This is a genomic window from Mesorhizobium sp. NBSH29 (assembly GCF_015500055.1).
In the GTDB taxonomy this organism is placed as follows: domain Bacteria; phylum Pseudomonadota; class Alphaproteobacteria; order Rhizobiales; family Rhizobiaceae; genus Neomesorhizobium.
In genome coordinates, this window is the sequence record NZ_CP045492.1 from 1,360,695 (window position 1) to 1,384,347 (window position 23,653).

General features: G+C 56.8%; 24 protein-coding genes. 4 read left to right on the forward strand and 20 right to left on the reverse strand.

Annotated elements, in window-relative coordinates:
• Positions 1–4: 4 nt before the first annotated feature.
• The 4 genes from GA830_RS06740 to ubiE form a co-directional block, all read right to left on the reverse strand.
• The gene (locus GA830_RS06740; RefSeq protein WP_195164288.1) at positions 5–535 is read right to left on the reverse strand and encodes a GNAT family N-acetyltransferase; all 531 of its coding nucleotides are present in this window, start codon (positions 533–535) and stop codon (positions 5–7) included.
• Between the two features lie 29 nt (positions 536–564).
• Positions 565–1,782: a bifunctional phosphopantothenoylcysteine decarboxylase/phosphopantothenate--cysteine ligase CoaBC gene (gene coaBC, locus GA830_RS06745; RefSeq protein WP_195164289.1), complete on the reverse strand. Its 1,218-nt coding sequence runs from the start codon at positions 1,780–1,782 to the stop codon at positions 565–567.
• 89 nt (positions 1,783–1,871) lie between these two features.
• Complete coding sequence (gene ubiB, locus GA830_RS06750) at positions 1,872–3,446, reverse strand: 2-polyprenylphenol 6-hydroxylase (RefSeq protein ID WP_195164290.1); 1,575 nt, start codon at positions 3,444–3,446, stop codon at positions 1,872–1,874.
• 13 nt (positions 3,447–3,459) lie between these two features.
• The gene (ubiE, locus tag GA830_RS06755) at positions 3,460–4,236 is read right to left on the reverse strand and encodes a bifunctional demethylmenaquinone methyltransferase/2-methoxy-6-polyprenyl-1,4-benzoquinol methylase UbiE (protein ID WP_195164291.1); all 777 of its coding nucleotides are present in this window, start codon (positions 4,234–4,236) and stop codon (positions 3,460–3,462) included.
• A 107-nt stretch (positions 4,237–4,343) separates the two neighbouring features.
• Between ubiE and GA830_RS06760 the strand changes: the two genes are divergently transcribed.
• The 3 genes from GA830_RS06760 to GA830_RS06770 all read left to right on the forward strand — a co-directional run bounded on the left by GA830_RS06760 (position 4,344) and on the right by GA830_RS06770 (position 6,717).
• Positions 4,344–5,315 (forward strand): adenosine deaminase, encoded by a 972-nt coding sequence (locus tag GA830_RS06760; RefSeq protein WP_195164292.1) that lies wholly within the window; start codon positions 4,344–4,346, stop codon positions 5,313–5,315.
• Positions 5,316–5,392: 77 nt separating this feature from the next.
• Complete coding sequence (gene upp / locus GA830_RS06765; RefSeq protein ID WP_195164293.1) at positions 5,393–6,022, forward strand: uracil phosphoribosyltransferase; 630 nt, start codon at positions 5,393–5,395, stop codon at positions 6,020–6,022.
• 128 nt (positions 6,023–6,150) lie between these two features.
• Positions 6,151–6,717 carry a retropepsin-like aspartic protease family protein gene (locus tag GA830_RS06770; RefSeq protein WP_195164294.1) on the forward strand — a complete coding sequence of 189 codons (567 nt, stop codon included), beginning with the start codon at positions 6,151–6,153 and terminating at the stop codon, positions 6,715–6,717.
• Positions 6,718–6,729: 12 nt separating this feature from the next.
• Here GA830_RS06770 and deoA read toward each other — a convergent pair whose 3' ends face one another.
• The 7 genes from deoA to GA830_RS06805 are packed head-to-tail and all read right to left on the reverse strand — an operon-like array spanning position 6,730 to position 13,483.
• Complete coding sequence (gene deoA, locus GA830_RS06775; protein WP_195164295.1) at positions 6,730–8,049, reverse strand: thymidine phosphorylase; 1,320 nt, start codon at positions 8,047–8,049, stop codon at positions 6,730–6,732.
• 39 nt (positions 8,050–8,088) lie between these two features.
• Positions 8,089–8,895, reverse strand: coding sequence for a purine-nucleoside phosphorylase (locus GA830_RS06780; protein WP_195164296.1), 807 nt, complete (start codon positions 8,893–8,895; stop codon positions 8,089–8,091).
• Positions 8,892–9,284 carry a cytidine deaminase gene (cdd, locus tag GA830_RS06785; RefSeq protein WP_195164297.1) on the reverse strand — a complete coding sequence of 131 codons (393 nt, stop codon included), beginning with the start codon at positions 9,282–9,284 and terminating at the stop codon, positions 8,892–8,894. The genes GA830_RS06780 and cdd overlap by 4 nt, the downstream gene beginning before the upstream one ends.
• A gap of 18 nt (positions 9,285–9,302) precedes the next feature.
• Positions 9,303–10,265, reverse strand: a complete 963-nt coding sequence (locus GA830_RS06790) for an ABC transporter permease (RefSeq protein WP_195164298.1) — start codon at positions 10,263–10,265, stop codon at positions 9,303–9,305.
• Between the two features lies 1 nt (position 10,266).
• A complete protein-coding gene (locus tag GA830_RS06795) occupies positions 10,267–11,406 on the reverse strand; it encodes an ABC transporter permease (protein ID WP_195164299.1) in 1,140 nt (379 codons plus the stop codon).
• Positions 11,403–11,954: a cysteine hydrolase family protein gene (locus GA830_RS06800; RefSeq protein WP_195164300.1), complete on the reverse strand. Its 552-nt coding sequence runs from the start codon at positions 11,952–11,954 to the stop codon at positions 11,403–11,405. The genes GA830_RS06795 and GA830_RS06800 overlap by 4 nt, the downstream gene beginning before the upstream one ends.
• On the reverse strand, positions 11,951–13,483 hold the full coding sequence (locus GA830_RS06805) for an ABC transporter ATP-binding protein (RefSeq protein WP_195164301.1): 1,533 nt from the start codon (positions 13,481–13,483) through the stop codon (positions 11,951–11,953). Before GA830_RS06805 ends, GA830_RS06800 begins: the two co-directional genes overlap by 4 nt.
• Positions 13,484–13,932: 449 nt before the next feature.
• On the opposite strand from GA830_RS06805, the gene GA830_RS06810 reads away from it, so the two are divergent.
• Entirely contained in the window at positions 13,933–14,142 is a 210-nt protein-coding gene (locus GA830_RS06810; protein ID WP_195164302.1) for a SlyX family protein, read from the forward strand.
• A gap of 419 nt (positions 14,143–14,561) precedes the next feature.
• Here the strand turns inward: GA830_RS06810 and GA830_RS06815 are convergent, their stop codons facing one another.
• From GA830_RS06815 to rfbA, 9 genes are all read right to left on the reverse strand, one after another.
• Positions 14,562–14,792 carry a PepSY domain-containing protein gene (locus tag GA830_RS06815; RefSeq protein WP_195164303.1) on the reverse strand — a complete coding sequence of 77 codons (231 nt, stop codon included), beginning with the start codon at positions 14,790–14,792 and terminating at the stop codon, positions 14,562–14,564.
• A 615-nt stretch (positions 14,793–15,407) separates the two neighbouring features.
• Complete coding sequence (locus GA830_RS06820; RefSeq protein WP_195164304.1) at positions 15,408–16,271, reverse strand: response regulator; 864 nt, start codon at positions 16,269–16,271, stop codon at positions 15,408–15,410.
• 52 nt (positions 16,272–16,323) lie between these two features.
• Positions 16,324–18,357, reverse strand: coding sequence for an ATP-binding protein (locus GA830_RS06825; protein ID WP_195164305.1), 2,034 nt, complete (start codon positions 18,355–18,357; stop codon positions 16,324–16,326).
• A gap of 155 nt (positions 18,358–18,512) precedes the next feature.
• Entirely contained in the window at positions 18,513–19,301 is a 789-nt protein-coding gene (locus GA830_RS06830) for an ABC transporter ATP-binding protein (RefSeq protein WP_195164306.1), read from the reverse strand.
• Complete coding sequence (locus GA830_RS06835; RefSeq protein ID WP_258045582.1) at positions 19,298–20,026, reverse strand: ABC transporter permease; 729 nt, start codon at positions 20,024–20,026, stop codon at positions 19,298–19,300. Before GA830_RS06835 ends, GA830_RS06830 begins: the two co-directional genes overlap by 4 nt.
• A 220-nt stretch (positions 20,027–20,246) precedes the next feature.
• Entirely contained in the window at positions 20,247–21,119 is an 873-nt protein-coding gene (rfbD, locus tag GA830_RS06840) for a dTDP-4-dehydrorhamnose reductase (RefSeq protein WP_195164308.1), read from the reverse strand.
• On the reverse strand, positions 21,119–22,192 hold the full coding sequence (rfbB, locus tag GA830_RS06845) for a dTDP-glucose 4,6-dehydratase (protein ID WP_195164309.1): 1,074 nt from the start codon (positions 22,190–22,192) through the stop codon (positions 21,119–21,121). Before rfbB ends, rfbD begins: the two co-directional genes overlap by 1 nt.
• The gene (gene rfbC, locus GA830_RS06850; protein WP_195164310.1) at positions 22,189–22,755 is read right to left on the reverse strand and encodes a dTDP-4-dehydrorhamnose 3,5-epimerase; all 567 of its coding nucleotides are present in this window, start codon (positions 22,753–22,755) and stop codon (positions 22,189–22,191) included. The genes rfbB and rfbC overlap by 4 nt, the downstream gene beginning before the upstream one ends.
• Positions 22,752–23,633: a glucose-1-phosphate thymidylyltransferase RfbA gene (gene rfbA, locus GA830_RS06855; RefSeq protein WP_195164311.1), complete on the reverse strand. Its 882-nt coding sequence runs from the start codon at positions 23,631–23,633 to the stop codon at positions 22,752–22,754. The genes rfbC and rfbA overlap by 4 nt, the downstream gene beginning before the upstream one ends.
• Positions 23,634–23,653 lie beyond the last annotated feature (20 nt).

Sequence of the window (23,653 nt, forward strand, 5' to 3'; positions counted from 1 at the left end):
TCCATCAACGGAGGGCGCGTTCCAGAAGGAGCAGGTCCTCGTCCTTGAGTTGGCTGCGCGTATATTCAACAAAGCCCAGCTTCGCCGCAACACGCAGCGATGAATGGTTTTCTGGGTTGATTAGGCACACAGCCCGTTTATGAGGCAGGCTTCTTTGGGCCCAATCCAGCGCGGCGTCCATCGCTTCCACAGCAATGCCGCGCCCGCGCACCGACGGGTGCAAAACCCAGCCAGCCTCGGGAAAACCCTCGATGGAAGGCTGAAGGTCGCGTTTCATATCTAGAAATCCGATATCTCCGAGATAGAGGCCGCTTTCCTTCTCGGTCACAGCCCAATATCCAAATCCGAGCATGGGCCATAAACCGGTGTAGCGCAGCAGGCGCTGCCAGCTTTCATTGCGCGTCGAGGGTTTGCCCGTCGTGAAGCGCGCTGTGGTCTCGTCACCCCAAAGTGCTGCAATAGCATCGAAATCGCTTGCCAGATGGCCGCGCAGGATCAGCCGTTGCGTTTCAAGAACAGGTGGCGAAAGGATCATTGAGGGGCTCGCGCAAAAAGCAAAAGGGGCTAAACGCTGATCGTCTTCAATCGCTCTGCAACCAGCAACGCAAGACGTGCAGCAACGGCTTCCTTGGGCATTCTAGGCCATTCATCGGTACCCGTGCGGGAGATGATTGATACCATATTATCATCCCCACCCATCGCACCACCTTGATGGCTTACATCATTGGCAACGATGAGATCCGCGCCCTTTTTCTTTAGCTTGGCTTTAGCATTGTCAATCATGTTCTGGGTCTCTGCCGCAAAGCCAATCACCAGATAGGGGCGGTTTTTGTGGTGCCCAACACCTGCGAGTATGTCAGGGTTTTCCACCATCTGAATGGCTGGCGCGCCAGCACCTGCAACTTTTTTTATCTTCTCGTCGGCAGAATCAGCGCTGCGCCAGTCGGCAACGGCTGCGACGAAAATTGCGGCATCGGCTGGCAACAGCGCATGCACTTGCGCTTCCATTTCGCGCGCGGTCTGCACATGATTTGTGGAAACGCCGTCAGGATCATCCAGATCGACCGGACCAGATACCAACTGTACATCTGCACCAAGCCTGGCCAGCGCAGCGGCGATAGCATGGCCCTGCTTGCCTGAGGATCTGTTGGCAATATAGCGCACTGGATCAATAGGCTCATGGGTCGGCCCAGAAGTAATAATGATGCGCTTGCCGGCAAGCGGTTTGGGTGCTGTATCGACAAGACTTTCAATGGCAGCAACGATTTCAAGCGGTTCGGCCATGCGGCCTTCACCGGTCTCATTGCTTTCGGCCATCTCGCCTTTGCGCGGGCCCACAAAGTGCACGCCATCCGCACGCAGGGTCGCCACATTGCGCAATGTGGCTTTGTGCGCCCACATTCTGGGGTTCATGGCAGGCGCTACCAAAACCGGCTTGTCGGTGGCCAAGAGCACAGTAGAGGCCAGATCATTGGCCAGGCCATTGGCAAGCTTGGCCATCAAATCCGCCGTCGCCGGTGCCACGACGATAAGGTCAGCCTCCCGCGACAGGCGGATATGGCCGACATCATGTTCATCCTGGCGCTCAAAGAGGTCCGTAAAGACGTGGTCGGCAGACAAAGCGCCGACAGATAATGGCGTGACGAATTGTTGCGCCGCATGCGTCATAACACAGCGCACGGATGCACCGCGCTCGCGCAGCCGTCGAATGAGATCGAGACATTTATACGCGGCGATCCCGCCGCCTATGATCAGAAGTATGTTCTTGTCTGAGAGTGTCATGCTCTCTCCGCCTTCAAGCCACGCTGTTTTCAGGGAACAGCTTTAGCCCATATGAATAGATTTGCTGAAGCTGAAAATGGTCACGATTGCTAGCTCATCTGCACTGCGATCCACAACAGCGTCAGTGCGATGACCCAAAGCGCGATGCGCCCGGATCGGGTGTGGCGGGCTTCGGCTTTGCCGATGGCGTTGGCGGTGTCGTCGTCGAAGCGCATTCCGTTTTCGGCCATAGCATCAACGGCGCGGGACAGACGCTCGGTGCGGGCGGCGAATTCGGGGAGTTGGCGGGCGAGGCTGAGCAACGCGCGGCCACCCTCATGGGCGTCGGCGAGAATGCCACGCGGGCCGAGATTTCCTGCAATCCAGTCGCCGACCACTGGTTCGGCTGTTTTCCACATATTGAACGCGGGATCGAGCGTGCGGGCTACGCCCTCCACCACCACCATGGTTTTTTGCAAGAGGACAAGCTCGGGGCGCGCGTCCATGTCGAAAAGCTCGGTCACTTCGAACAGGAGGGTCAGCAGCCGGGCCATCGAAATGGTTTCGGCGGGCTGGCCGTGGATAGGCTCGCCAATGGCACGAATGGCTTGCGCAAATGCTGCCACGCTGTGGTGGCGTGGAACATAGCCCGCTTCGAAATGTACCTCGGCCACACGCAGATAGTCGCGGGTGATAAAGCCGTAGAGGATTTCGGCGAGGAACCTCTGTTCCTTCTTGCCGAGCCGCCCCGAAATTCCAAGGTCGACAGCGACAATGGTGCCGTCCGGATCGACGAACAGATTTCCCGGATGCATGTCGGCATGGAAGAAACCATCGCGTAGCGTGTGTCGTAAGAAGGATTGCACCAGATTGGCTGCAATCGCTTTCAAATCATGGCCGGCCTCTGCAATGGCCGAAACGTTCGACATTTTGATGCCGTCGATCCACTCCATGGTGAGGACATCGCCGCCAGTGCGTTCCCAGTCGACACACGGCACGCGGAAACCTGGGTCCTCGCGCGTGTTCTCGCCCAGCATCGAAAGAGCTGCAGCTTCCAGCCGCAGATCCATTTCGATACGGGTCGTCTGGGCAAGCGTTTCGGTCACCTGCACCGGTCGCAGACGACGGGTGGAAGGCAAAAACCGCTCCTGTAGCCGTGCGGCCAGGAAGTAGCTCTCCAGATCCTGGTGGAAACGTCGCCGCACACCAGGTCGTATAACCTTGACTGCGACTTTGGTCGCCACGCCATCGCGCAGCACCTCGGCTGGGTGAACCTGCGCGATCGAGGCGGCTGCCACCGGCTCCCCGAAGCTCTTGTAGAGGTCGCCTAAGGCGCGACCCAGCGAGGCCTCCACCAGCGCTTCTGCCTGTGACTTCGGAAACGTCTCCATCCGGTCCTGCAGCAAGGCCAGATCGAGCGCAATATCGTTGCCCACTACATCGGGACGGGTCGCCAGAAACTGGCCAAGCTTTACATAGGAAGGGCCGAGCCTTGCCACAGCATTGGCCAACCGTTCCGAACGCTCCTGATTCAGCGCGCGGCGCCGTGCCAGCAACCGCGCCAGCCTCCAGCCGAAACGGGGCAAACCACTAAGCTGGTCGCCGGGCAGGGCTGCTACCACGCCCTCTCGAACCAGCACCCAACCAGCGCGGGCAAGTCGGAATGCAGCACCGACCGAACTCATGGGCGTAAAACCTTCAAAGCTTCCAGCCTGAATGGGCCGTGGCGATGCCGCCTGAATAATTACGGAAAGATACCCGCTCGAAGCCGGACCGGCCGATCATCGCGGCAAAATTTTCCTGGTTAGGAAATTTGGCAATGGATTCGACCAGATAGGCATAGGGTTCCGCATCGCCCGTCACCAGCTTTCCTATCTGCGGGATGGCATTGAACGACCAGGCTTCATAAACACGGTCCAGAAGCGGCATGTCCACGGCAGAGAACTCGAGACACAGGAACCGCCCACCGGGCTTGAGCACCCGAAATGCCTCCGCCAGAGCTACTTCGATGCGGGGCACGTTGCGAATGCCAAAAGCGATAGTGTAGGCGTCGAACGTCTCGCCGGCGAACGGCAGTTCCTCGGCATTCGCCTCAACGAATTCCGTATATTCCAGAAGCCCAGCCTTCTCTGCTCGGTCGCGCCCGACAGCGAGCATCGACCCATTTATGTCGAGAACGGTTGCATGTGCGTTGCGCTGCGACGCCTCGACGATGCGGAATGCAATGTCACCTGTGCCACCAGCAACGTCTAGCACATGCCAGCCTTCCCGTTTTGACGGGTTCAGCCAGGTCACCATGGCGTCTTTCCACAAACGGTGCAGCCCTCCTGACATCAGATCGTTCATCAGGTCGTAGCGGTTAGCAACGCGGTGGAAAACCTCGTTGACCAGCGGCTGCTTGCCGCCTGGCTCGACGGTCCTGAATCCGAAAGACGTTTCCATTCCGCCCGCTGCGGTGGTGCGCTGATCTTGCATGGCTTCCTGCTTAATTTCGGCCGGACCATAGCCGATCACCAACGCGGGCGCTATTGTTTAAGGCGCGGTGAACAGCCGCGCCGCAGTGGACAGAACAAGGAGACGAAATGGTCCTGAAGGCAGAACTTCATTGCCATATAGAAGGTGCGGCAGCGCCCGACCTTGTTTTGAAGCAGGCGTCTAAATACGGCGTCGACATGTCAGGGGTCATTCGCGATGGCGCCTTCGTGTGGAGAGACTTTACCGAATTCCTTGCTGCCTATGACGCTGCTGCTAGCCTCTTTCGCACTGAGGAGGATTATGCGCGGCTGGCCGATCACTACCTGACCAGCCTAGCCCGCGAGGGGTGCATCTATGCAGAATTCTTCACTTCGCCTGACCATGCAGAGAAATCCGGCATATCGCCCTTCGCTTACACACAGGCGCTAGGAGAGGGTATGCTGCGCGCTAGGGCGAAAACCGGCATCGAAAGCCGAATGATCGTCACCGGCGTGCGCCATGTCGGCGTGGCCTCAATTGAGGCAGCCGCGCGCTTCGCCGCACGCTGTGGCCATCCACTGGTCACTGGTTTCGGGGTTGCCGGCGATGAACGGCAGGGTCACATGGAAGATTATGTTCGCGCCTTCGAGATTGCACGCGAGGCAGGGCTTGGCATCACTGTCCACGCTGGCGAATTCGGTGGCTGGGAGAGTGTGGAGGCGGCGTTAGATCATATTCGTCCGGCCCGCATTGGCCACGGCGTGCGCGCGATCGAAAATGCCGACACGGTCCGGCGCATCGCAGATGAGGGCGTGGTGCTGGAATGCTGCCCCGGTTCAAACATTGCACTCGGTGTATTTCCAGACTTCGCCAGCCATCCCTTCAACGCACTGCGTGAAGCCGGCTGCAAGGTGACCCTTAACTCCGATGACCCGCCCTATTTCTGGACCTCGCTGGAGCGTGAATATTTGATCGGCAAAGAGAATTTCGGCCTCGACGCCAGTGCCTTGACAAAGATCACCCGCACCGCCTTGGAGGCAGCGTTTGTCGACCGCAAGACCAAGGCTGCGCTCCTCGCGAAACTTGGCAAGACCCGCTGAGTTCGCCAAAGCTCTGGTCAAACCATTCTCCACTCACTATTCACCATTCCCAGGGATCAATTGCCGGAGCGAGAACCATGCAGGGCGTCACCGTCGTCGACCATCCGCTTGTCCAGCACAAGCTCACCATCATGCGCGACAAGGAGACCTCAACTGCCGGCTTCCGCCGTCTGCTACGCGAGATCTCGTTGTTGCTTGGCTATGAGGTGACGCGAAATCTGGAGCTGACCACCAAAACCATCGAGACGCCGATGGAAAGGATGGAAGCGCCAACGCTGGAAGGTAAGAAGCTGGTTTTCGCATCGGTGCTGCGAGCCGGCAACGGCCTTCTGGAAGGGCTGCTCGATCTAGTGCCTGCCGCCCGCGTGGCCCATGTCGGGCTCTACCGCGACCACGACACCCTGCAGGCAGTGGAATATTTCTTCAAAGCGCCAGGCGATCTCGGCGACCGTCTCGTCATCGTAGTCGACCCAATGTTGGCCACCGCCAATTCGGCTATCGCCGCCATCGATTTGCTCAAGCAGCGTGGTGCCACCAATTTGCGTTTCCTCTGCCTTCTCGCTGCACCCGAGGGACTCGAACGCTTTATTGCTGCCCACCCGGACGTGCCCGTGTTCACCGCGGCAATAGACCGTCGGCTCAATGAAAAAGGTTATATCGTTCCGGGACTGGGCGATGCGGGAGACCGCATGTACGGGACCAAATAAGGGCTGGAGCCACGTCGGCACCCACGCTACTCCGCCCCCGAACAAAAACACGTTTAAGTTGAACTATCGCGTTAAACGCATGGTCATGCCTCCCAAGTAAGGTCAAGCTCTGTCAGAAGGGCTTTGCCATGTTGCGAGACATTGTACCTTTGTTGTTCCTTGTCGCCGCCTCAGTGGCCGTGCCCGCTGTTTACCAGTCGAGCCCGTTTGCCATTCAGCAGTTTCTGGAAGGGCCGGACCCAGATTTTTCATCGCCGGGCGCTGCACCTGCGCATATGGCTGCGATGACATCGGCAGTGCCCCGCGCGCCAGTATCTCCGCTGGGCCGCAAAGCGCTGGTTGCCGCCGACCCGAGAGACCATTTCGTCTCGGAGTTCCGCATGAACGGCCGCCGTGTTGAAGCGATGATCGACACCGGCGCCACCACGGTCGCCATTAACCGCTCCACGGCACGCAATCTCGGCATCAGCCTCACCCCCGATGACTTCAGATATGAGATCCGCACTGCCAATGGCGTTACGCGCGCCGCCAGCGTCTTGATCGAGAGTATCGCTATAGGCCGAATTCTTATTGAAGATGTTCAGGCTGCAGTGCTGGAAGACGATGCGCTCGGCAACACTCTTATCGGCATGACATTCCTGAGCCGTCTGCAAAAATTTCAAATCGAAAATAACACGCTTCTCCTCGAGGAATGAGCGGACCCAGTTTTAGAACCGGCTGCCGACACGGCGCAAGACAGATTTCTGCGCTGGCGGACGCGATGGCCCGATTGCGTAAGCGGCGATAACCGACCCTGCCGCTCGCTCGGCCTCATCATCTGAGCGAGCGTGAATGATAGCCAGCGCATCGCCCCGTTTCACCTCGCTGCCGACAGGCACCAGATCGGTCATTCCGACTGCATGATCGACAGAATCAAAGGGTTGCCTGCGTCCACCGCCGAGTTCCACCACAGCAAGTCCGATCTCGCGCGTTTCGACACCCGTGACAAAGCCCGCCTGCTCGGCAGTCACAGTTTTCTGGACTGGCGCACGAGGAAGATAGACTGTGCAGCGCTCGATGAAGTCGGACGGCCCGCCCAACGCTGCCACCATGCGGCCAAACGCTTCCGCTGCCTTACCCTCGTCCAGCGCTCTGGTTGCCTGCACCAGTCCTTCCTTGTGCGAACCGGCCAACCCTGACGATTGCAGCATTTCGGCCGCGAGTGCCATCGCAACCTCGGAAAGACGTCGGTCGCGCTTTTGGCCGGTCAGAAATTCGACGGCATTGGCCACTTCCACGGCGTTGCCAGCGGCAGATGCCAGCGGCTCGTTCATGCCGGTCACCAGAGCAGTCGCATTGAGCCCGGCACCGTTGGCAACCTCGACAAGGCTCGTCGCAAGTTCGGTCGCGTCGCGGCTGCGGCTCATAAAGGCGCCGTTTCCGAGCTTCACGTCGAGGACCAGGGACTGAAGGCCTGCAGCGAGCTTTTTCGAAAGAATGGACGCTGTAATCAGCGCCACAGATTCCACGGTGCTGGTGACATCACGGATTGCATAAAACTGCCTGTCGGCGGGCGCGAGATCAGCGCTTTGACCCACAATGGCGCAGCCTGCATCCAGAACCGCGCTGCGAAAGGCAGCGATATCCACATCAGTGCGATAGCCGGAAATCGCGTCCATCTTGTCCAGCGTCCCGCCGGTATGGCCAAGGCCCCGGCCAGATATCATCGGCACGAAAGCGCCGCAGGCGGCAATGATCGGCGCCAAAACCAGCGAGACATTGTCGCCTATCCCGCCGGTCGAATGTTTGTCGGTTACAGGGCCGGGCAGGTCCGACCAGTCGAGCACCTTGCCGGAATCACGCATCGCCAACGTCAGCGCCACCGTCTCAGCCCGACTCATCCCGTTCAGGCACACCGCCATTGCCAGCGCCGCAATCTGGCCTTCGCCCACCTTTCCCGAGGTAATACCGGCTACGAACGCGGCGATTTCCTCTGCTGGAAGTGCCAGCCGGTCGCGCTTGAGGCGGATGAGTTCCTGCGCCAGCATCTTGTCTATCCGGCGCGCGGTTGACTGTGTGGAAAAGTCTTAGCCATGGACCGCACCATCCTGGAAAAAAGCTCGCAGGATGGTTGTCAGCTGCCTGCCTCCAAGTGGGGCCATGTCCTTGGTTTCGTCATGCGACAGTTCTCCCCCTGTCATGCCGGCTGCCAGGTTGGTGATTACCGAACAGGCGGCAACCCGCAGCCCGTAAAATCGGCCCAGAATGACTTCGGGCACTGTTGACATGCCAACAGCATTGGCACCCAGAACCCGCGCCATGCGAATTTCCGCCGGCGTCTCGAAGGAAGGCCCGGAAAACCAGATGTAGACACCCTTATGGAGCGTCGTCCCGCTGTCCGTGGCTGCTTTTTCGATAGCGACGCGAAGCCTGGCATCGTAGGCCTCGGTCATGCCCACGAAACGGCGGTCCGTGGGTTCTCCGAAAAGCGGGTTCGATCCAGAAAAATTGATGTGGTCAGTGATCAACATCACGGAACCCGCTGGCATATCCGGGTCCAACGACCCGGCCGAATTGGTCACTATCAGCTTTGAGATGCCGATCCCGGCAAGCGTCTCAATCACCGGGCGCATCACGGCGGCATCGCCATGTTCGTAGTAATGCGCCCGCCCGGCCAAAAACAGAACCGGAACTCCGGCAAAACGACCGGCCACCACGGCCCCCGCATGACCGGTCACCCCGCTCAATGGAAACCCCGGCAAATCGGAGTAGGGGATGCGAATGGCATCTTCCATTTCATCGACCAGTCCGCCAAGTCCAGACCCAAGAACCACTGCCACCGTCGGCGCAAGCCCGTTCAGTCGCTCGACCAGAAGATCGACGGTTTCCTTCATTTCAAAACCTCAGCGCGAAATCCACGTGGCAGCAGAGCGCCGAGTGTCATCGTTTCTGTTATACCGTACTGGTCGCACAGATGAACCCTGGCGTCGGGTGTAGCAAATTCTGCCAAGCGTTGTCGGCAGCCACCGCAGGGCGTGATGTGCTGCATTCTCTGGGCCACCACCAGAATATCGGTGATCTTGCCGCCGCCATCCATGAGCAGGTGGCCGAGCGCTGTTGTCTCGGCGCACCAACCTTCCGGATAGGAGGCGACCTCGACGTTGGCACCAGCAAAAATGCGTCCGTCATCCGTCAAGATAGCAGCACCGACCGGAAATTTGGAATACGGCGCATAGGCCTTGGCCATCGCGGCCCGGGCAATTGCAAAAAGGTCAGGGGACATGGCGTGCGGCAAAAATCGCTACCGCTCCTTTACATAGGGTACACCGCCGGCACGAGGCGGGATCGCCTTGCCGATAAAGCCGGCGAGCAGGATAACGGTGAGGATGAAGGGCAATGCGTTGATCAGTTGTACGGGAACCTTGCCGATGCCTGGCCACGGCATGCCTTGGAAGCGGATCGAGGCAGCATCGAGAAATCCAAACAAAAGGCACGCAAACATCGCCGGCACCGGCTTCCACTTAGCAAATATCAGCGCCGCAAGCGCAATATAGCCCTTGCCCGCCGTCATATCCTTCACGAAGCCGGCGTTTTGGGCGACCGACAGGTAGGCGCCCGCAAGGCCGGTTAGTACACCGGTACAGATCACCGCGCGATAGCGCAGCCAGGGAACGGAAATGCCGGCGGTATCAACCGCAGCAGGGTTTTCGCCAACGGCACGCAGCCTAAGCCCAAAGCGCGTGCGAAACAGCACCCACCAGGTAAATGGCACCGCGAGAAATGCCACATAAACGAGCAGCGAGTGGCCGGACAGCAGTTCGGTATAAATTGTGCCAATTACGGGCACTTCGCGAACTGCTTCGGCGCCCGGCAGCTCAATGGGGTTAAAGCGCCCATCGCCGGAAAGCGCTGGCGTGCGGCCTCCTTGACGAAACCACGCCTGGCCTAGAATTATGGTTGAGCCGGCAGCAATGAAGTTGATCGCAACACCTGAAACAATCTGGTTGCCGCGATGCGTGATCGAGGCAAAGCCATGTACCAGAGCCAGGCAGATCGAGATTGCCATCGCGGCACACAGTCCGACCCAGGCGGAACCCGTCACTGCAGCCGCGGAAGCGCCAGCAAAAGCTCCGGCCAGCATCTTGCCCTCAAGGCCGATGTCGAACACGCCGGCTCGCTCGGAATAGAGACCTGCCAGACAGGCCAGCAGAAGCGGCACCGAAACACGGATGGTGGCATCGAGAAGCTGAACCAGAACATCCATCTCAGGCACTCTCGCCCTTGGCCACCGGAATCCCCATCGAGCGTGGGCTGATCGAGGCAAGCACTGCCTGTATGGTCGGTCGGAACATATGCTCCAGCGCACCGGCAAACAGGATAACCAGGCCCTGAATGATGACGATCATATCGCGGCTGATATTGGGCATCTCAAAGGCCAGTTCCGCGCCGCCCTGATAGAGCAGTCCAAACAGGATCGCGGCAGGCACTATGCCGGCCGGATGCGAGCGCCCCATCAGCGCAACGGCGATGCCGACAAAGCCGGCGCCGGCGACAAAATCTAGCGTCATATGGTGCTGGTCGCCCATGATCGGGTTGAGCGCCATCATGCCGGCCAGTGCACCCGAGATCATCATGGTGACGAGAATAATGCGCGTTTCAGAGATACCGGCATAGCGCGCGGCTTTAGGGCTGAAACCGAAAGTGCGGATTTCATAACCGAGTTTGGTGCGCCAGATGAGAACCCAAACGAAAAACGCCATCACCAGGGCCAAAAGGAATGAAATATTGAAGGGTGCCGAGCGCACCGACATTCCGAGCGCTTCGAGCATGAAATTGAGTTTTGGCAACTGCCCGCCGGTTAGAAAATCCCGCGTCTGCGGTGCCATCGAGCCTGCAGGCTTCAGAACATCGACCAATAGATAGACCATCAGCGACGCGGCGATGAAATTAAACATGATGGTGGTGATGACTATGTGCGAGCCGCGCTTGGCCTGCAGATAGGCCGGGATCAGCGCCCACAGTGCTCCAAGTGCCGCAGCACCCATGATTGCCAGCGGAAATGTCAGCCACCAGGGCAGTATGCTGTCAAATGTCAGGGCAACGAGCGCCACCCCGAGACCAGCGACATAGGCCTGTCCCTCGCCCCCAATATTGAAAAGCCCGGCATGGAATGCCACGGCTACTGCCAAGCCGGTGAACATGAAATTGGTGGCATAGTAGAGCGTATAGGCGATGGCCTGTCCGCTACCGAATGCGCCGTCTACCAGAATAACGGCAGCTCGAAACGGGTTTTCGCCAACCAGCAGTACCACCAGCCCCGCAACGGCAAATGCCACGAAGAGATTGACAATAGGGATCAGCCCATAATCAGCCCAACCGGGCAATTTGGCATAGGGCGTGCTCATGGAAGGGCCTCGATCACGGCGCGCGCTGTAGAGGTGCGCGCATATTCGCCCTCCAGAATGGCAAGCGTCAGCGCATGGACATCTTCAGCCGGCCAGTGCCGTCCATTCTTGTCGGTTCGGTCAATACTGGCCACCGCATCTTCTGGGATCACCACATCGAAGCCAAGATTGCCGGCCATCCTGACTGTTGCTTCAACCGAGTTTTCAAGCAGCACGCCGGCAACCACAAGATTGCTGACCTGCAGTTCGTCCAGCACGTCCATCAGGTCGGTGCCGATAAAGGCGCTGTGGACGCGCTTGTCGACAACCGGCTCGCCGGGCAGCGGCGCAACCTCGGGTTTGAATTCGTTGCCATCTGATCCTGGTCGATAGGGTGAAGACGGATCGGATGAATCGTGACGCACATGGATCACCGGCAAGGCGCGCTCGCGCCAGGCGGCAAGCAATTCGCTGATCCGAGCTTCCATTTCCGGCTGGCCGCGCCGACCCCATTTGGGATCATCGATGGCCTTCTGTACATCGATCACGATAAGCGCCGGAGTGCTCATTCCGCGGCTTCCTTCTGTTCCACACCAGCCATCAGAAGGCCAAGTTCACCTTCGCCGGTCTCCGGGTCTCGCTCGCCGACAATTCGCCCGTCGAACATCACCAGAATCCGGTCCGATAGCGCCCGGATCTCGTCAAGCTCGACTGAGACCAGTAGCACCGCCTTGCCCGCATCGCGCATTGCGATCAGCTGCTTGTGGATAAATTCAATGGCCCCGACATCGACCCCGCGGGTCGGCTGGCCGACGATTAGTACGCCCGGGTCCTGCTCCATCTCGCGCGCTAGAACGATCTTCTGCTGGTTACCGCCTGAAAAATTCGCCGTCTTCAGGCGCGGATTTGCGGGGCGGATATCATATTTCTCAATCTTTTCACGAGCGCTCTCCAGGATCGCATCAATATTGAGAAACGGCCCTTTCAGATACTTCGGGTCGTCATGATAGCCCAGGATCGAGTTCTCGCTTTCCTCAAACGCCAGCACCAAGCCGACATGGTGGCGGTCTTCGGGAACGTGGGCAAGGCCGCGTTCACGCAATTCCCCGGGGTCGACGATCCCGGTCACGTCAATCGGAGTGCCATCCAACATGACTTTGCCTGATTTTGCCCGACGCACACCCGCGATAGTTTCGATCAGCTCCGATTGGCCGTTCCCCGCAACGCCTGCAATGCCCACGATCTCGCCGCCACGAACATCAAAGGAGACGTCGTCGACCATGGTGACGCCGCGCGAATCCTTGACTGTCAGGTTTCGCACCTCAAGCTTTACCTCGTTTGCCGTTGCTTCGCCTTTGTCCACCTGCAGCAGCACGCGCCGGCCCACCATCAACTCCGCCAGTTCCTCTACAGTGGTTTTTGACGTTGCGCGGGTGGCCACGATGGTACCCTGCCGCATGACGGAGACATTGTCGGTGATCGCCATGATCTCGCGCAACTTGTGGGTGATCAGAACAATGGTTTTTCCCTGATCCTTCAACTGCTCTAGAATGCGAAACAGATGGTCGGCCTCCGGCGGTGTCAAAACGCCGGTCGGTTCGTCCAGGATCAGAATTTCCGCACCTCGGTAGAGCGCCTTCAAAATTTCGACGCGCTGCTGCAGTCCCACCGGCAGTTCTTCCACAATGGCATCGGGATTGACCTCGAGCCCGTATTCCCGTTCCAGCCGCTCCAGTTCAGAACGCGCCTTGGCGATCGATTTTTTGAGAAGTGCCTCACTTTCGGCACCAAGGATCACATTTTCCAGAACCGTAAAATTCTCGACCAGCATGAAGTGCTGATGCACCATGCCTATGCCGACTGCGATTGCATCATTAGGCGTCTTGATCGTCTTGCGATCGCCGCCAATGCGGATTTCGCCGCTGTCAGCCTGGTAGAATCCGTAGAGGATGGACATCAACGTTGACTTGCCTGCGCCATTTTCCCCGACAATGCCGTGGATGGTGCCGCGCTGAATTTCCAGATCGATATCCCGGTTTGCTCGAACCGCACCGAAGCTTTTGTTGATGCCGATCAGTTCGATCGCAGTTTCCGCCATATGCGAGCCGTGCCTCTCCACTGGGATTTTATCGTAAGGTCAAATTTTCTAGCATGCTGCCCGGGCCTTGCCTATCCGACGCACGATGGCAACTCTCGACAAAGCCTGCATGACTTGTCAATTTCCAAAGCCGCAACTGCTCGCAAAATCGTACAGCGCCGAGCCATCGCAACGATAACCGTACGTTCCGATCTATCGCCAGGCGTGAAATGATCACCGATGGCTGGTCGAAAAAAAACGTTCGCATGCAAGGGGCCACATCGGCTGGTGATTAAACGGGTTGCCGTTATTCTTCCGAACTGGCCTTTCCCGACACGGTCCATGCTGGCATGAGGGTGGCGCGGGTTCGCACCTCGTCGGTGCGCCATGAAACGGGACTTTTCCGCCATGAATGGAGACGGCCACAGCCCGTAAGTCCGGATTTTGCTGGCGCATAAGGAGATTGAAACGTGACTATTTCCGAGGATCGACTGGTCGCGCTTGAAATGCGCGTCGCCGAACAGGATCACACCATTGAGGAACTGTCTTCTGAAATTGCCGAGCAGTGGAAGCGGATGGAGCGGATGCAAAAAACGGTTTCGGTCCTGGCCGAACGGTTCGCCGCTCTGGAAGAAGCGTCAACCCCCAGCCATGAGGCCGCCAAGCCGCCGCACTGGTAGCTGTAGAAGCGATCAGCCAGTGTATTGGTAAAAACTATGAATACCGGCAGTCGTCAGGATCCAGAAATAAGCGCAGCCGAATACCATTGCAGCCCATAGAGGGAGCATCAACATCGCTGGTTTCTTGCGTTTGGAACTGCGTGTCTCAAACCCATCTAAATTAGGGTCTGTGACCAATGCGCTCCACGTTGGGATCTGATTCATAATGTTCCTGGAACTCTGCCGTGAGATCTATAAAACATGGCGCATAGATGGGATCATTAAATAAAGCCCCAGATCTGGGAGCATCTTAGTGATCGAAACTACCGTTTGCGCGAAAGCCGGCGAATGGATCGAAAAGTACTTCCAATTTGGAAGCATTTTTTTGGGTATAGTTTCAGTTACGCCTCCGAATGCATGGATGGAGGCGCGATCTGTGTTCAATCATCCATCTTGCGCGAAATTACGTCGTAAGAATGGGGAGCCAGCCGTAGGTCATACTCCCGCCCATCGACCGCAAGCGCATCGTCGATTTCCCAAGCATTTCGGCGGTAATCGAACTCGATCTCGTCCCAGCTTGTATAGCCCAGCCCAACAAGTTTAGCCTCGATTATGCGGCGTTCTTCAAGCGTTGGTTTGCGGTCGGCATAGGCTGGAAAAGCCATAGCCATCCAGATGGATCCTGCAATTGCAGTGAACTTATAGAGTTTTGTTGTCATAATCACCTTGGGCTTCTGTTGAGCTCGTTTAAGCTGCGATCAAATATTGCAGGCCTCTAGAAAGCCGCGAGAGAGCACACCAAGATCACAGGACACTCTTTGAAAAGTGTACAACTTGAAAAGTGTGCAACCCTAGAAATAAGGCGCCCGCCTGGAAGCAGGCGACACCGTCCCAGAACCAACCGCAGCGGAGGGGGCTACGCGGTTGAGCGGGACGGCATCGCCATCGTTCAGGGCAAGTGCCCTAGCTATTTGGGAGAACGATCAGGCGCGCAGCCTAAACAAACCTCTCCGCCGCACCAATTTGCAGCATGGATACCTGCGTGGTGCACCACTATGGATTGGCCGTGAGAGCAAATGCATAGTGCTTTCGAACCAATTTTGCGTCAGTGCAAAGCGCTAACCAACGCGATTACTGTTCGCAAAATCTTCTGGCAAAGTCATTCGCATTAATTATCATAATGGGAAGAAGTATAGATATATAGAGGTGGAGCGAACCAAGGGCTTGAAAAGTAAGAAGAAATTATACCCATGTTGGGGCAAAATGAACAATGTGGCGAACGGTCTTTAAAGGAGCCTTAAGTCAAGCGCGGACAGATATTTGGTCAACAAATCTGCGGCGCGCGGTGTCAGATCCACAAGTTGACGTCTACGGTCGCTCGGGTCGTCCCACCGTTTTACAAACCCGGCTTGAATAAGATCATCCAACCGCCGCGAAGCGGTGGACATAGGCACCCCGGCCGCTACGTAGAGATTTGTAGCATAAACGGGGCGTGCTAAAAGGCGGCTTTCCATCAAGTCGAGCAACATATGCCATACAGGGTCAGCAAAGAGGGGATCGTCGAAGAACCTCACTCTGATGTCACGCGTGCGGATTAAGCTTAAAAGGCGCTCGGTCGATCCGGTCTCGTCCAAATTGTTGGCATGGAGAGAATGATCAGCTCGTATCGGGCTGAGCTTTGCCTGGCCAGAGGATAGCGCCTCAAGCATTGCTGTAATTCGCTGTGCCTCTTCGCTGAGAAGACCGAGCTGAATGTGGCTTGACTCTAGCACCTGCAGAGCTTCCCTCGCCTTTCGCGCCTTCGTCGAAACGCGCTCAACCGTGGCTAACAGATCTGACGACCGAAGCGGCTTATGTAAAAAATCGACGGCGTCGAGACGGAGTGCTGCGATAGCCGTCTCAATCGATGCATGACCCGTTACAAACAGCACTTGTAGCCACGAACGATCACCAAAATCCGCCCTTATCGACGAAAGAAAAGCGAGTCCATCCATCTCGGGCATCTTAATATCGCTAATGACAATCTCAATTGAAGGTTGCCCACGAAGCAAGCTCAACGCTTTGACCGCACTATCAGCTGTCAGGGTGGAATACCCAACGTCGTGCAGGATGGCAGATGTTAGCGCAAGAAGATCTGGCTCGTCGTCCACCAAAAGTACCGTGGGATGTTTAGACGAAAGGGGCCGGTTTGCTAACATCTTGTCATCCTGAGGTGTCAACAGGCACCTTTGAGAAGGCGCCGCATGGCAGAGTCAGCGTAAAACGCGCGCCGTTTCCAGTGTCCTCTGCCTTAATAGAACCGCCCATTTGGCGTGCCATTCCATAGCTTAGCGACAGACCGAGACCTGTACCCTGTCCAGGAGCCTTCGTCGTAAAGAATGGCTCAAACAGCCGCTCTCTTATTTCAGGTTCAAGCCCGACGCCGTTGTCTTCTATACTTATTTCCACAGCTTTACCCTTATTGGATGCTGAGACATCGAATTTTATCAAAGCCGGCCAACCTGCCGGGTCAAAGATGCGCTTCGCCAGGATAGAGTCTCTAGCGTTGAAGAGCAGGTTGAGCAGGATCTGCTCTGTAAACACTCCAACCGCGAGTACGCTGATTGTGTTCTCGTTGAAATTGCGCTCAAGCGCAATGTTTTCATGCTCTAGCTGAGCTTCAGCGAGTGTAAGCACGCCCTCGATCAGAACGGCTGGATCCAGCCTCTCTGGCGTCCCGTCACTGCGGTGACCGAAGACCCGCATATGGCTAACAATTCGATTGGCTCGCTCTACGTGCCGCCCGATGAGTGCGAGAGTGTCGCGCATAAACTCAGGGTTTGCTCTTCGCGCGGAAAGACGGGTCTGGAAATGGTCAACCGCAAGGCCAATAGCGCCAAGCGGTTGGTTAATTTCATGGGCCAATCCGGTTGCCATTTCGCCGAGCGTTATCAGTTTTCCAGATTGGTAAATTGCCAATTCAGCCTCGCGCTGCTCGGTGTTGTCGAAGCCAATTGCAACGAGGTTTCGGATTTCTCCGCTGTCAGAACGCAATCCGCTGACGGTCCAAGATAGTTCGCGCCGTCGTCCCGTCCCGTCTGTAATATTGGCAGCAGTTTGAAATGGCAAAGATGCCATGATGTCTTGCAATGGACGCCCGAGCGCCTGCTCTAACTTCAACGTGCGAGGATTTCCTTCCTTCGGCCCTTCACACAAAATTGCACGAAAAGCAGGATTTGCAACGACGAGTTGGCCTTGCGGGTCTGCGACCGCAACAAGTGCTCCCCCAGTCTCGAGAATAGCTTCCAGAAATTTGCGTTCCTGCCTCTCCGAGGCGGCCTCGAGTTCACTGGCAAGTAATTCCGAACGGCTTGTCACGTACTTGGATAGGATTGTTCCAACAGCGAGGAGAGCGGCTGAAAGCGCAGCCAAAGCAGTGGTGACGAGAGCAGCGTAAAGCCGCCACGCGCTGTAAAGTGGCGCGGTCGGAATGCCGACATAGGTGAATAGCGGCACCACAGTTGAACGGCTGTGACCAAAAATATATTCAAGGCCTGTATCAGAGGCATTGCCGACCTTGATGTGCTCACCAGCCGCAACGAGCCTCGAGACGCTGGATGGAATATCCCGACCGATAGCGTTCAAGAAATTGGATGCCCGGATAATATCGTCCTCGCCGGCCATGCCGATTACCGTGCCATCTTCAACGTCAAGTTTCGCGTAGAAGCCGTATATTGCTGGTTCATCGAGTACGATTAGAATGACACCCGCAAAGTCACCGTTTGCGTCCTCTATCCGGCGGCTAAAATCCATCGACCACGCATCTTGGGTGTCCGCCCTGGTGATCCCCTGAGATCGATAGGGACGGCTCACGTGGGTACTCTGCGAATGGCTGTCTCTGATAGAGGTGTATGTTTCGCGCTGCGATAAGTCAGAACCCGCTGCAAGCCTATTCGTGCTTGAAAAGACGACTATTCCATCCGCGCCGACCACTGCGATCCCCTTAGCAGCCGTTTCAGCTGCACTTCGCCGCTCGAGCACCTCCGGCAGCATGACCTTTGCCACGATAGGATTATTTAGGTCCTCCATCACCGCGAGACTAAGTGCGTCCAGCATCGCAAAAGTTTGCGTCGTGTGTTCGGCAAGTGATGTCGACAGCACCAGCGCCTGTTGACCAGCGCGACCCATGCGGCTGTTTAGATCGCGGGTTACGAGTGTCACTGCGCCTGCCGCTGCAATTGCTAATGCAATGGTCATGCCTGTCCAGAAGGACGCAAGGATAGATCGGTCGGCAGTGTCGTCCTGATTCGGCATTGGCGTTGGTTTAAAGAAATTCCCGCCCTAGTCGGAGAATCCCCGCATTTGTGGTTAACGTTAAACCTATCACAGACGCGAATCGCGCCGAACCCAGCCTATTCGGTATGCTTTCCGAAATAGGCATCGGTCACCGTCTCCGGATCGGCATCCATGCGCACCTTGCCATGTTCGAGCCAGATGATCCGTGTGCAGTTGCGCTCTAGGAGGTCGCGAGAATGACTGGCCACAATGAGGATCTTGGTTTTGTCCACGAGTTGTTTCAGATGTGCGTTTGCTTTGTCCTTGAAGCCTTCGTCGCCGGTGGCAAGCCACTCGTCCATGATCAGGATTTCGGGCTGGATGACGGTCGAAATGGAAAAAGCCAGCCTCAACTGCATGCCTGACGAATAAGTCCGGACCGGCATGTCGAGGAAACTTCCCAGCTCCGAAAACTCCTCGATTTCCACCTGCCGTGCAGCTAGTTCCTTCTTTCTGAAACCTAGAAGCGCACCACGGATGCCGATGTTTTCGCGCCCGGTCGCTTCAGGGTCAATTCCAAGTGAAATGTTGATCAGCGAGGTCGTCTTGCCTCTCGCATAGAAGCTGCCACCCGAAGGATGGTAGACCCCGCTCATGACACGCAGCAATGTGGTCTTACCAGATCCGTTGTGGCCAACGAGCCCTACGCGCTCGCCTTCCTTGATGTCGAAACTGACATTGTCGAGGCCGCGGATGACAACGACACCCTCGGGGTTTGCACTGATCGTGCCGCCCGTTGCCATGCTGATCATCTGGTTCTTCAGTGATCGGCTTTTAGCATTGTAGATCGGGAAATCGACCGTGACGTTGTTGAGCTTCATCGAAGCCTTGGCTTGGGCCTGAGCAGGAGCGGTTTGAATATTCATAGCCAGTAAGTCACACGCGAACGGTATTTGTTAAGAAGGAGAAGCGCCAGAATCCAGCCAATGATTGCCATTCCGGCAGCGGCACCCCAATTCAGCATTGAGCCGGTGCCACCAAGCAGTGGCTCTCGGATAATGCTGACAAGGTGATAAAACGGGTTGAGATCAAGCATCAGTGAGGCGTTTCCCTGACCTTGCATCTGGCTCGGTTGCCACATGATAGGCGTGACATACATCCCGACCTGCATAATATTTTGGACAATCTGGGTCAGGTCCCGATAACGGGTGCAAAGCACGGCCAGGATAACCATCATCCAAAGAAGATTGATCGAAGTGAGCATGAAACCTGGGATCGCCAGCAGCGCGCTGACGGAAAAAAACTTCCCGAAAATAAGGAGGACAACGGGCAAGATGATGATGTTGTGTGCCGATATCACGGTGTTTCGCCACCATGTCCGCAAGATGTAAGTGAAAAACGGTATTGGAAGCTGGAGCATCGTGTCGCTGCTGCTCACAAATGTTGTGCAGCCTTCGTTGATCACTGATGAATAATACGTCCACACAATCAGGCCGACGCAAATGAACGGCAAAAACTCCGACATAGGCGTTTTGAAGATGGTTCCAAAAACTAGGCCAAGCGCGGCGATCAGCACGCTCATGTTGATAGTCAGCCAGAAGGCGCCAAGGCTTGAGCGGCGATAACGCTGCGCCACATCCTGCCAGCCCAACAGCGCAGCAAGTTGGAAATTGGCAGAGGCGTCGCGGACATCGGCCCAACCGGTGATTTTCTTGGTACTATCGGTGGTCATAGTAACTGTTTCTGTATCCAGATTTGGTGACGGGCAGCGTTGATTGCCTAATTAGCCTGTTGCCTCGGAAAACAGGAGCGGTATCACATTCGGTCTGGGCACAACAGGGGCCAACCGCTGCGACGTTTCCAATGCTATTTTATACCATGAGTGCAGCTATGCAGGCTGGGACGCGCTCGCGCCAGTCTGGCAGCGTATAGCCGAACGTTTGTCTGAACAGGGTGCTGTCGAGACGGGAATTGGCCGGTCGTTGCGCAGGAGTTGAGTACTCTGCCGTAGTAATCCGCCCCACATCTGCGCTGGGTCCGCCAAATTCGCGCGAAGCGGTGAAAATCGCTTCAGCGAAATCAGCCCATGTGGCTTCGCCGAGCGCCGTCATGTGGAAAACGCCGCGTGTGCCATCGGCATCGGCCAACAATCCCTGCACCGCGGCAACGATGCCCTCTGCGATATCTGGTGCATAGGTCGGGTTGCCATACTGATCAGCCACGACATTGACCGCGTCTCGCGTTTCAGCCAGCCGCAACATGGTCTTCAGGAAGTTGCCGCCCCAAGGGGAGTACACCCACGCGGTGCGTAAGATTGCGCTATGGGCGTTGGCGGCAAGAACGGCCGCTTCGCCCGCGAGCTTTGAGCGTCCGTAGACGCCTGTTGGCGCTACCGGATCGGTTTCGACATAAGGAGATGAATTGTCACCCGGGAAGACATAGTCGGTAGAAATGTGAATGACCGGCAGACCCGCTTCAAAAGCTGCCTTTGCGACATTGCCTGCGCCGTCGGCGTTGATGGCAAAAGCGGTGTCAATGTCGGTCTCTGCTTTGTCCACTGCCGTGTAAGCAGCTGCATTCACCAAGACGTCTGGCTTTTCGCGGGAGATCGCCTGACGGATGGTGGTCAGGTCGCGAATATCAAGTTCGGGCCTGCCAGCGCAGACGATGGCAATATCGCTGGCGGTCAGCTTCGAAAGCGCGGTTGCCACCTGGCCGCATTGGCCTGCCACCAGAATGCGCATCACTCAGCCGCAGACGTCGCGTTGGTGCCGAGCCGCTCGCCCGAATAGGATTTTTCACGGATCGGGCGCCACCACCATTCGTTCTCAAGGTACCAGTCGACGGTTTTGCCCAGCCCGCTTTCAAACGTTTCTTCCGACGCCCATCCGAGCTCTCGCTCAATCTTGCTCGGATCAATCGCATAGCGGCGGTCATGGCCAGGCCGATCGGTGACAAATTTGATCAGGTCGCGATAGGATCTGCCACCCGCACGAGGGCGTTTCCTGTCCAACAGGTCGCAAATGGTCTCCACCACGAACAGATTGGTGCGCTCCGCCCGACCGCCAATATTGTAGCTTTCGCCAAGCGCGCCCTTGGTCATCACCAACGCCAAAGCGCGAGCATGGTCCTCGACATAGAGCCAGTCGCGCACGTTGCCGCCATTGCCAAACACCGGCAGCTCGCGCTCATGCATCGCATTGAGAATAACCAAAGGGATCAGCTTTTCGGGGAAATGGAACGGTCCGTAATTGTTAGAGCAGTTAGACAGCACTACCGGAAGGCCATAGGTCTCGTGCCAGGCGCGGACAAGATGATCGGATGCAGCCTTCGAGGCCGAATAGGGCGAAGACGGCTTGTAGGGCGTTTCCTCAGTGAATATCCCGCTATCGAAGGGCAGGTCTCCGAACACTTCATCGGTAGAGACATGATGGAACCGGAACCCGGATTTGCGTGGCTCTTCCAGCCCTCGCCAATAAGTAAGTGTTGCGTTGAGCATGCGGAAAGTGCCGATAATGTTGGTCTCGATAAACTCCGCGGGCCCATCGATCGAGCGATCGACATGGCTTTCAGCGGCGAGATGCATTACCGCATCGATGTTTTCGTCGCGCAGGATAGTCAGGATCGCCTTGTCGTCGCATATGTCGGCCTGAATGAACCGGTAATTAGGAAAGTTCTGAATGCGCGACAGCGATTCCAGATTGCCAGCATAAGTCAGTTTATCGACGTTGACGACGTTGATGTCTGGGTTGCTAACCAGATGGCGACAGACCGCCGATCCGATGAACCCGGCACCACCAGTTACGAGAATGTTCATTGATATCCCTCAGGGAAAACTTCAGCGTCAGCCAGGCTCGGTGCCTTCTGGTCCTTGTCGGACAGTTGAACCCCATTTTGCATTTCAGGCCATTCGATGCCGATGCCGGGGTCGTCAAAGCGAATGCCGCGGTCATGGGCGGCTGAATAGTAGCCGGTCACCTTATAGATGACCTCAGTATCGTCTTCGAGCGTCATGAAACCATGGGCGAATCCCTTTGGCACCAGAATCTGGTTCCACTTGGAAGCCGAAACTTCGAGCGAAACCCATTTTCCGAAGGTAGCCGAGCCACGGCGGATGTCCACAGCGACGTCGAGGATGGAGCCACGGATCACGCGCACTAGCTTGTCCTGTGCAAACGGCGGCAATTGGTAGTGTAGCCCGCGTACCACGCCCTTGGACGCCGACAGCGAATGATTGTCCTGCACAAAAGTCAGGTCGATGCCACTCGCGGTCATCGTCTGCGCATTATATGTCTCGGAAAAGAAGCCGCGATCGTCGCCAAATTTCTTCGGCGTGATTTCGACCACGCCGTCAAGACCGAGGGAGCGAACGTCAATCATTGTTGGCTAAACTCAGCTGCTCGGCGGCGCAAGTACGCCGCATACTCTGTCTTGCCCATCTTGTCGGCGCGCGCCCGAACGCGGTCAACGCCCACCCAGCCATTCTCAAGGCCAATCTCTTCCGGGCAAGCGATTTTGATACCCTGCCGGTGTTCGATGGTGCGAACAAAGGACGAGGCTTCGTGCAGACTGTCATGCGTGCCGGTGTCGAGCCAGGCATACCCGCGGCCCAGCAACTGTACATGTAGGTCGCCACGCTCCAGATAGGCGTTGTTCACGGCGGTGATCTCAAGTTCTCCACGCGAAGAAGGCTTCACTTTGGAGGCGATATCGACAACGCTGTTGTCATAGAAATAAAGTCCGGTCACTGCCCAGCTCGATTTGGGCTGTTCGGGCTTTTCCTCGATAGAGAGCACCCGTTGCGTCTTGCGGTCGAACTCCACCACGCCATAACGCTGCGGGTCTTCAACATGATATGCAAACACTGAAGCCCCGCTTGGACGTGCAACCGCCTCGCGGCACATGCGCGAGAGGCCGTCGCCGAAATAAATGTTGTCGCCCAATATCATTGCGACGCTGTCATTGCCGATGAAATCTCGACCGATGATAAAGGCTTCGGCAAGACCGTTGGGTTGCGGTTGTTCGGCATAGGAGAAATTGACGCCGAATTCGCTGCCGTCACCGAGCAAGTTCCTGAACACAGGCAAGTCGTGGGGCGTCGAGATGATCAAGATTTCCTGGATTCCCGCCAGCATAAGAACACTAAGCGGGTAATAGATCATTGGCTTGTCGTAGATAGGGAGAATCTGTTTCGAGACCGCAATGGTCAAGGGGTAGAGGCGCGTACCGCTTCCGCCTGCAAGTATAATGCCCTTCATTGCCCGCCCCTTCGTCGCAC

Bases quoted from the DNA above. Each gene is read 5' to 3' on its own strand.
- GA830_RS06760 (WP_195164292.1), top strand. From the start codon at position 4,344: ATGGTCCTGAAGGCAGAACTTCATTGCCATATAGAAGGTGCGGCAGCG.
- GA830_RS06805 (WP_195164301.1), bottom strand. From the start codon at position 13,483: ATGGCGGAAACTGCGATCGAACTGATCGGCATCAACAAAAGCTTCGGT.
- rfbA (WP_195164311.1), bottom strand. From the start codon at position 23,633: ATGAAGGGCATTATACTTGCAGGCGGAAGCGGTACGCGCCTCTACCCC.
- GA830_RS06770 (WP_195164294.1), top strand. From the start codon at position 6,151: ATGTTGCGAGACATTGTACCTTTGTTGTTCCTTGTCGCCGCCTCAGTG.
- coaBC (WP_195164289.1), bottom strand. From the start codon at position 1,782: ATGACACTCTCAGACAAGAACATACTTCTGATCATAGGCGGCGGGATC.
- ubiB (WP_195164290.1), bottom strand. From the start codon at position 3,446: ATGAGTTCGGTCGGTGCTGCATTCCGACTTGCCCGCGCTGGTTGGGTG.
- GA830_RS06740 (WP_195164288.1), bottom strand. From the start codon at position 535: ATGATCCTTTCGCCACCTGTTCTTGAAACGCAACGGCTGATCCTGCGC.
- upp (WP_195164293.1), top strand. From the start codon at position 5,393: ATGCAGGGCGTCACCGTCGTCGACCATCCGCTTGTCCAGCACAAGCTC.
- GA830_RS06815 (WP_195164303.1), bottom strand. From the start codon at position 14,792: ATGGCTATGGCTTTTCCAGCCTATGCCGACCGCAAACCAACGCTTGAA.
- ubiE (WP_195164291.1), bottom strand. From the start codon at position 4,236: ATGCAAGATCAGCGCACCACCGCAGCGGGCGGAATGGAAACGTCTTTC.
- GA830_RS06825 (WP_195164305.1), bottom strand. From the start codon at position 18,357: ATGACCATTGCATTAGCAATTGCAGCGGCAGGCGCAGTGACACTCGTA.
- GA830_RS06780 (WP_195164296.1), bottom strand. From the start codon at position 8,895: ATGAAGGAAACCGTCGATCTTCTGGTCGAGCGACTGAACGGGCTTGCG.
- cdd (WP_195164297.1), bottom strand. From the start codon at position 9,284: ATGTCCCCTGACCTTTTTGCAATTGCCCGGGCCGCGATGGCCAAGGCC.
- GA830_RS06830 (WP_195164306.1), bottom strand. From the start codon at position 19,301: ATGAATATTCAAACCGCTCCTGCTCAGGCCCAAGCCAAGGCTTCGATG.
- deoA (WP_195164295.1), bottom strand. From the start codon at position 8,049: ATGCTGGCGCAGGAACTCATCCGCCTCAAGCGCGACCGGCTGGCACTT.
- rfbB (WP_195164309.1), bottom strand. From the start codon at position 22,192: ATGAACATTCTCGTAACTGGTGGTGCCGGGTTCATCGGATCGGCGGTC.
- rfbC (WP_195164310.1), bottom strand. From the start codon at position 22,755: ATGATTGACGTTCGCTCCCTCGGTCTTGACGGCGTGGTCGAAATCACG.
- rfbD (WP_195164308.1), bottom strand. From the start codon at position 21,119: ATGCGCATTCTGGTGGCAGGCCAATGCGGCCAGGTGGCAACCGCGCTT.
- GA830_RS06790 (WP_195164298.1), bottom strand. From the start codon at position 10,265: ATGGATGTTCTGGTTCAGCTTCTCGATGCCACCATCCGTGTTTCGGTG.
- GA830_RS06800 (WP_195164300.1), bottom strand. From the start codon at position 11,954: ATGAGCACTCCGGCGCTTATCGTGATCGATGTACAGAAGGCCATCGAT.
- GA830_RS06795 (WP_195164299.1), bottom strand. From the start codon at position 11,406: ATGAGCACGCCCTATGCCAAATTGCCCGGTTGGGCTGATTATGGGCTG.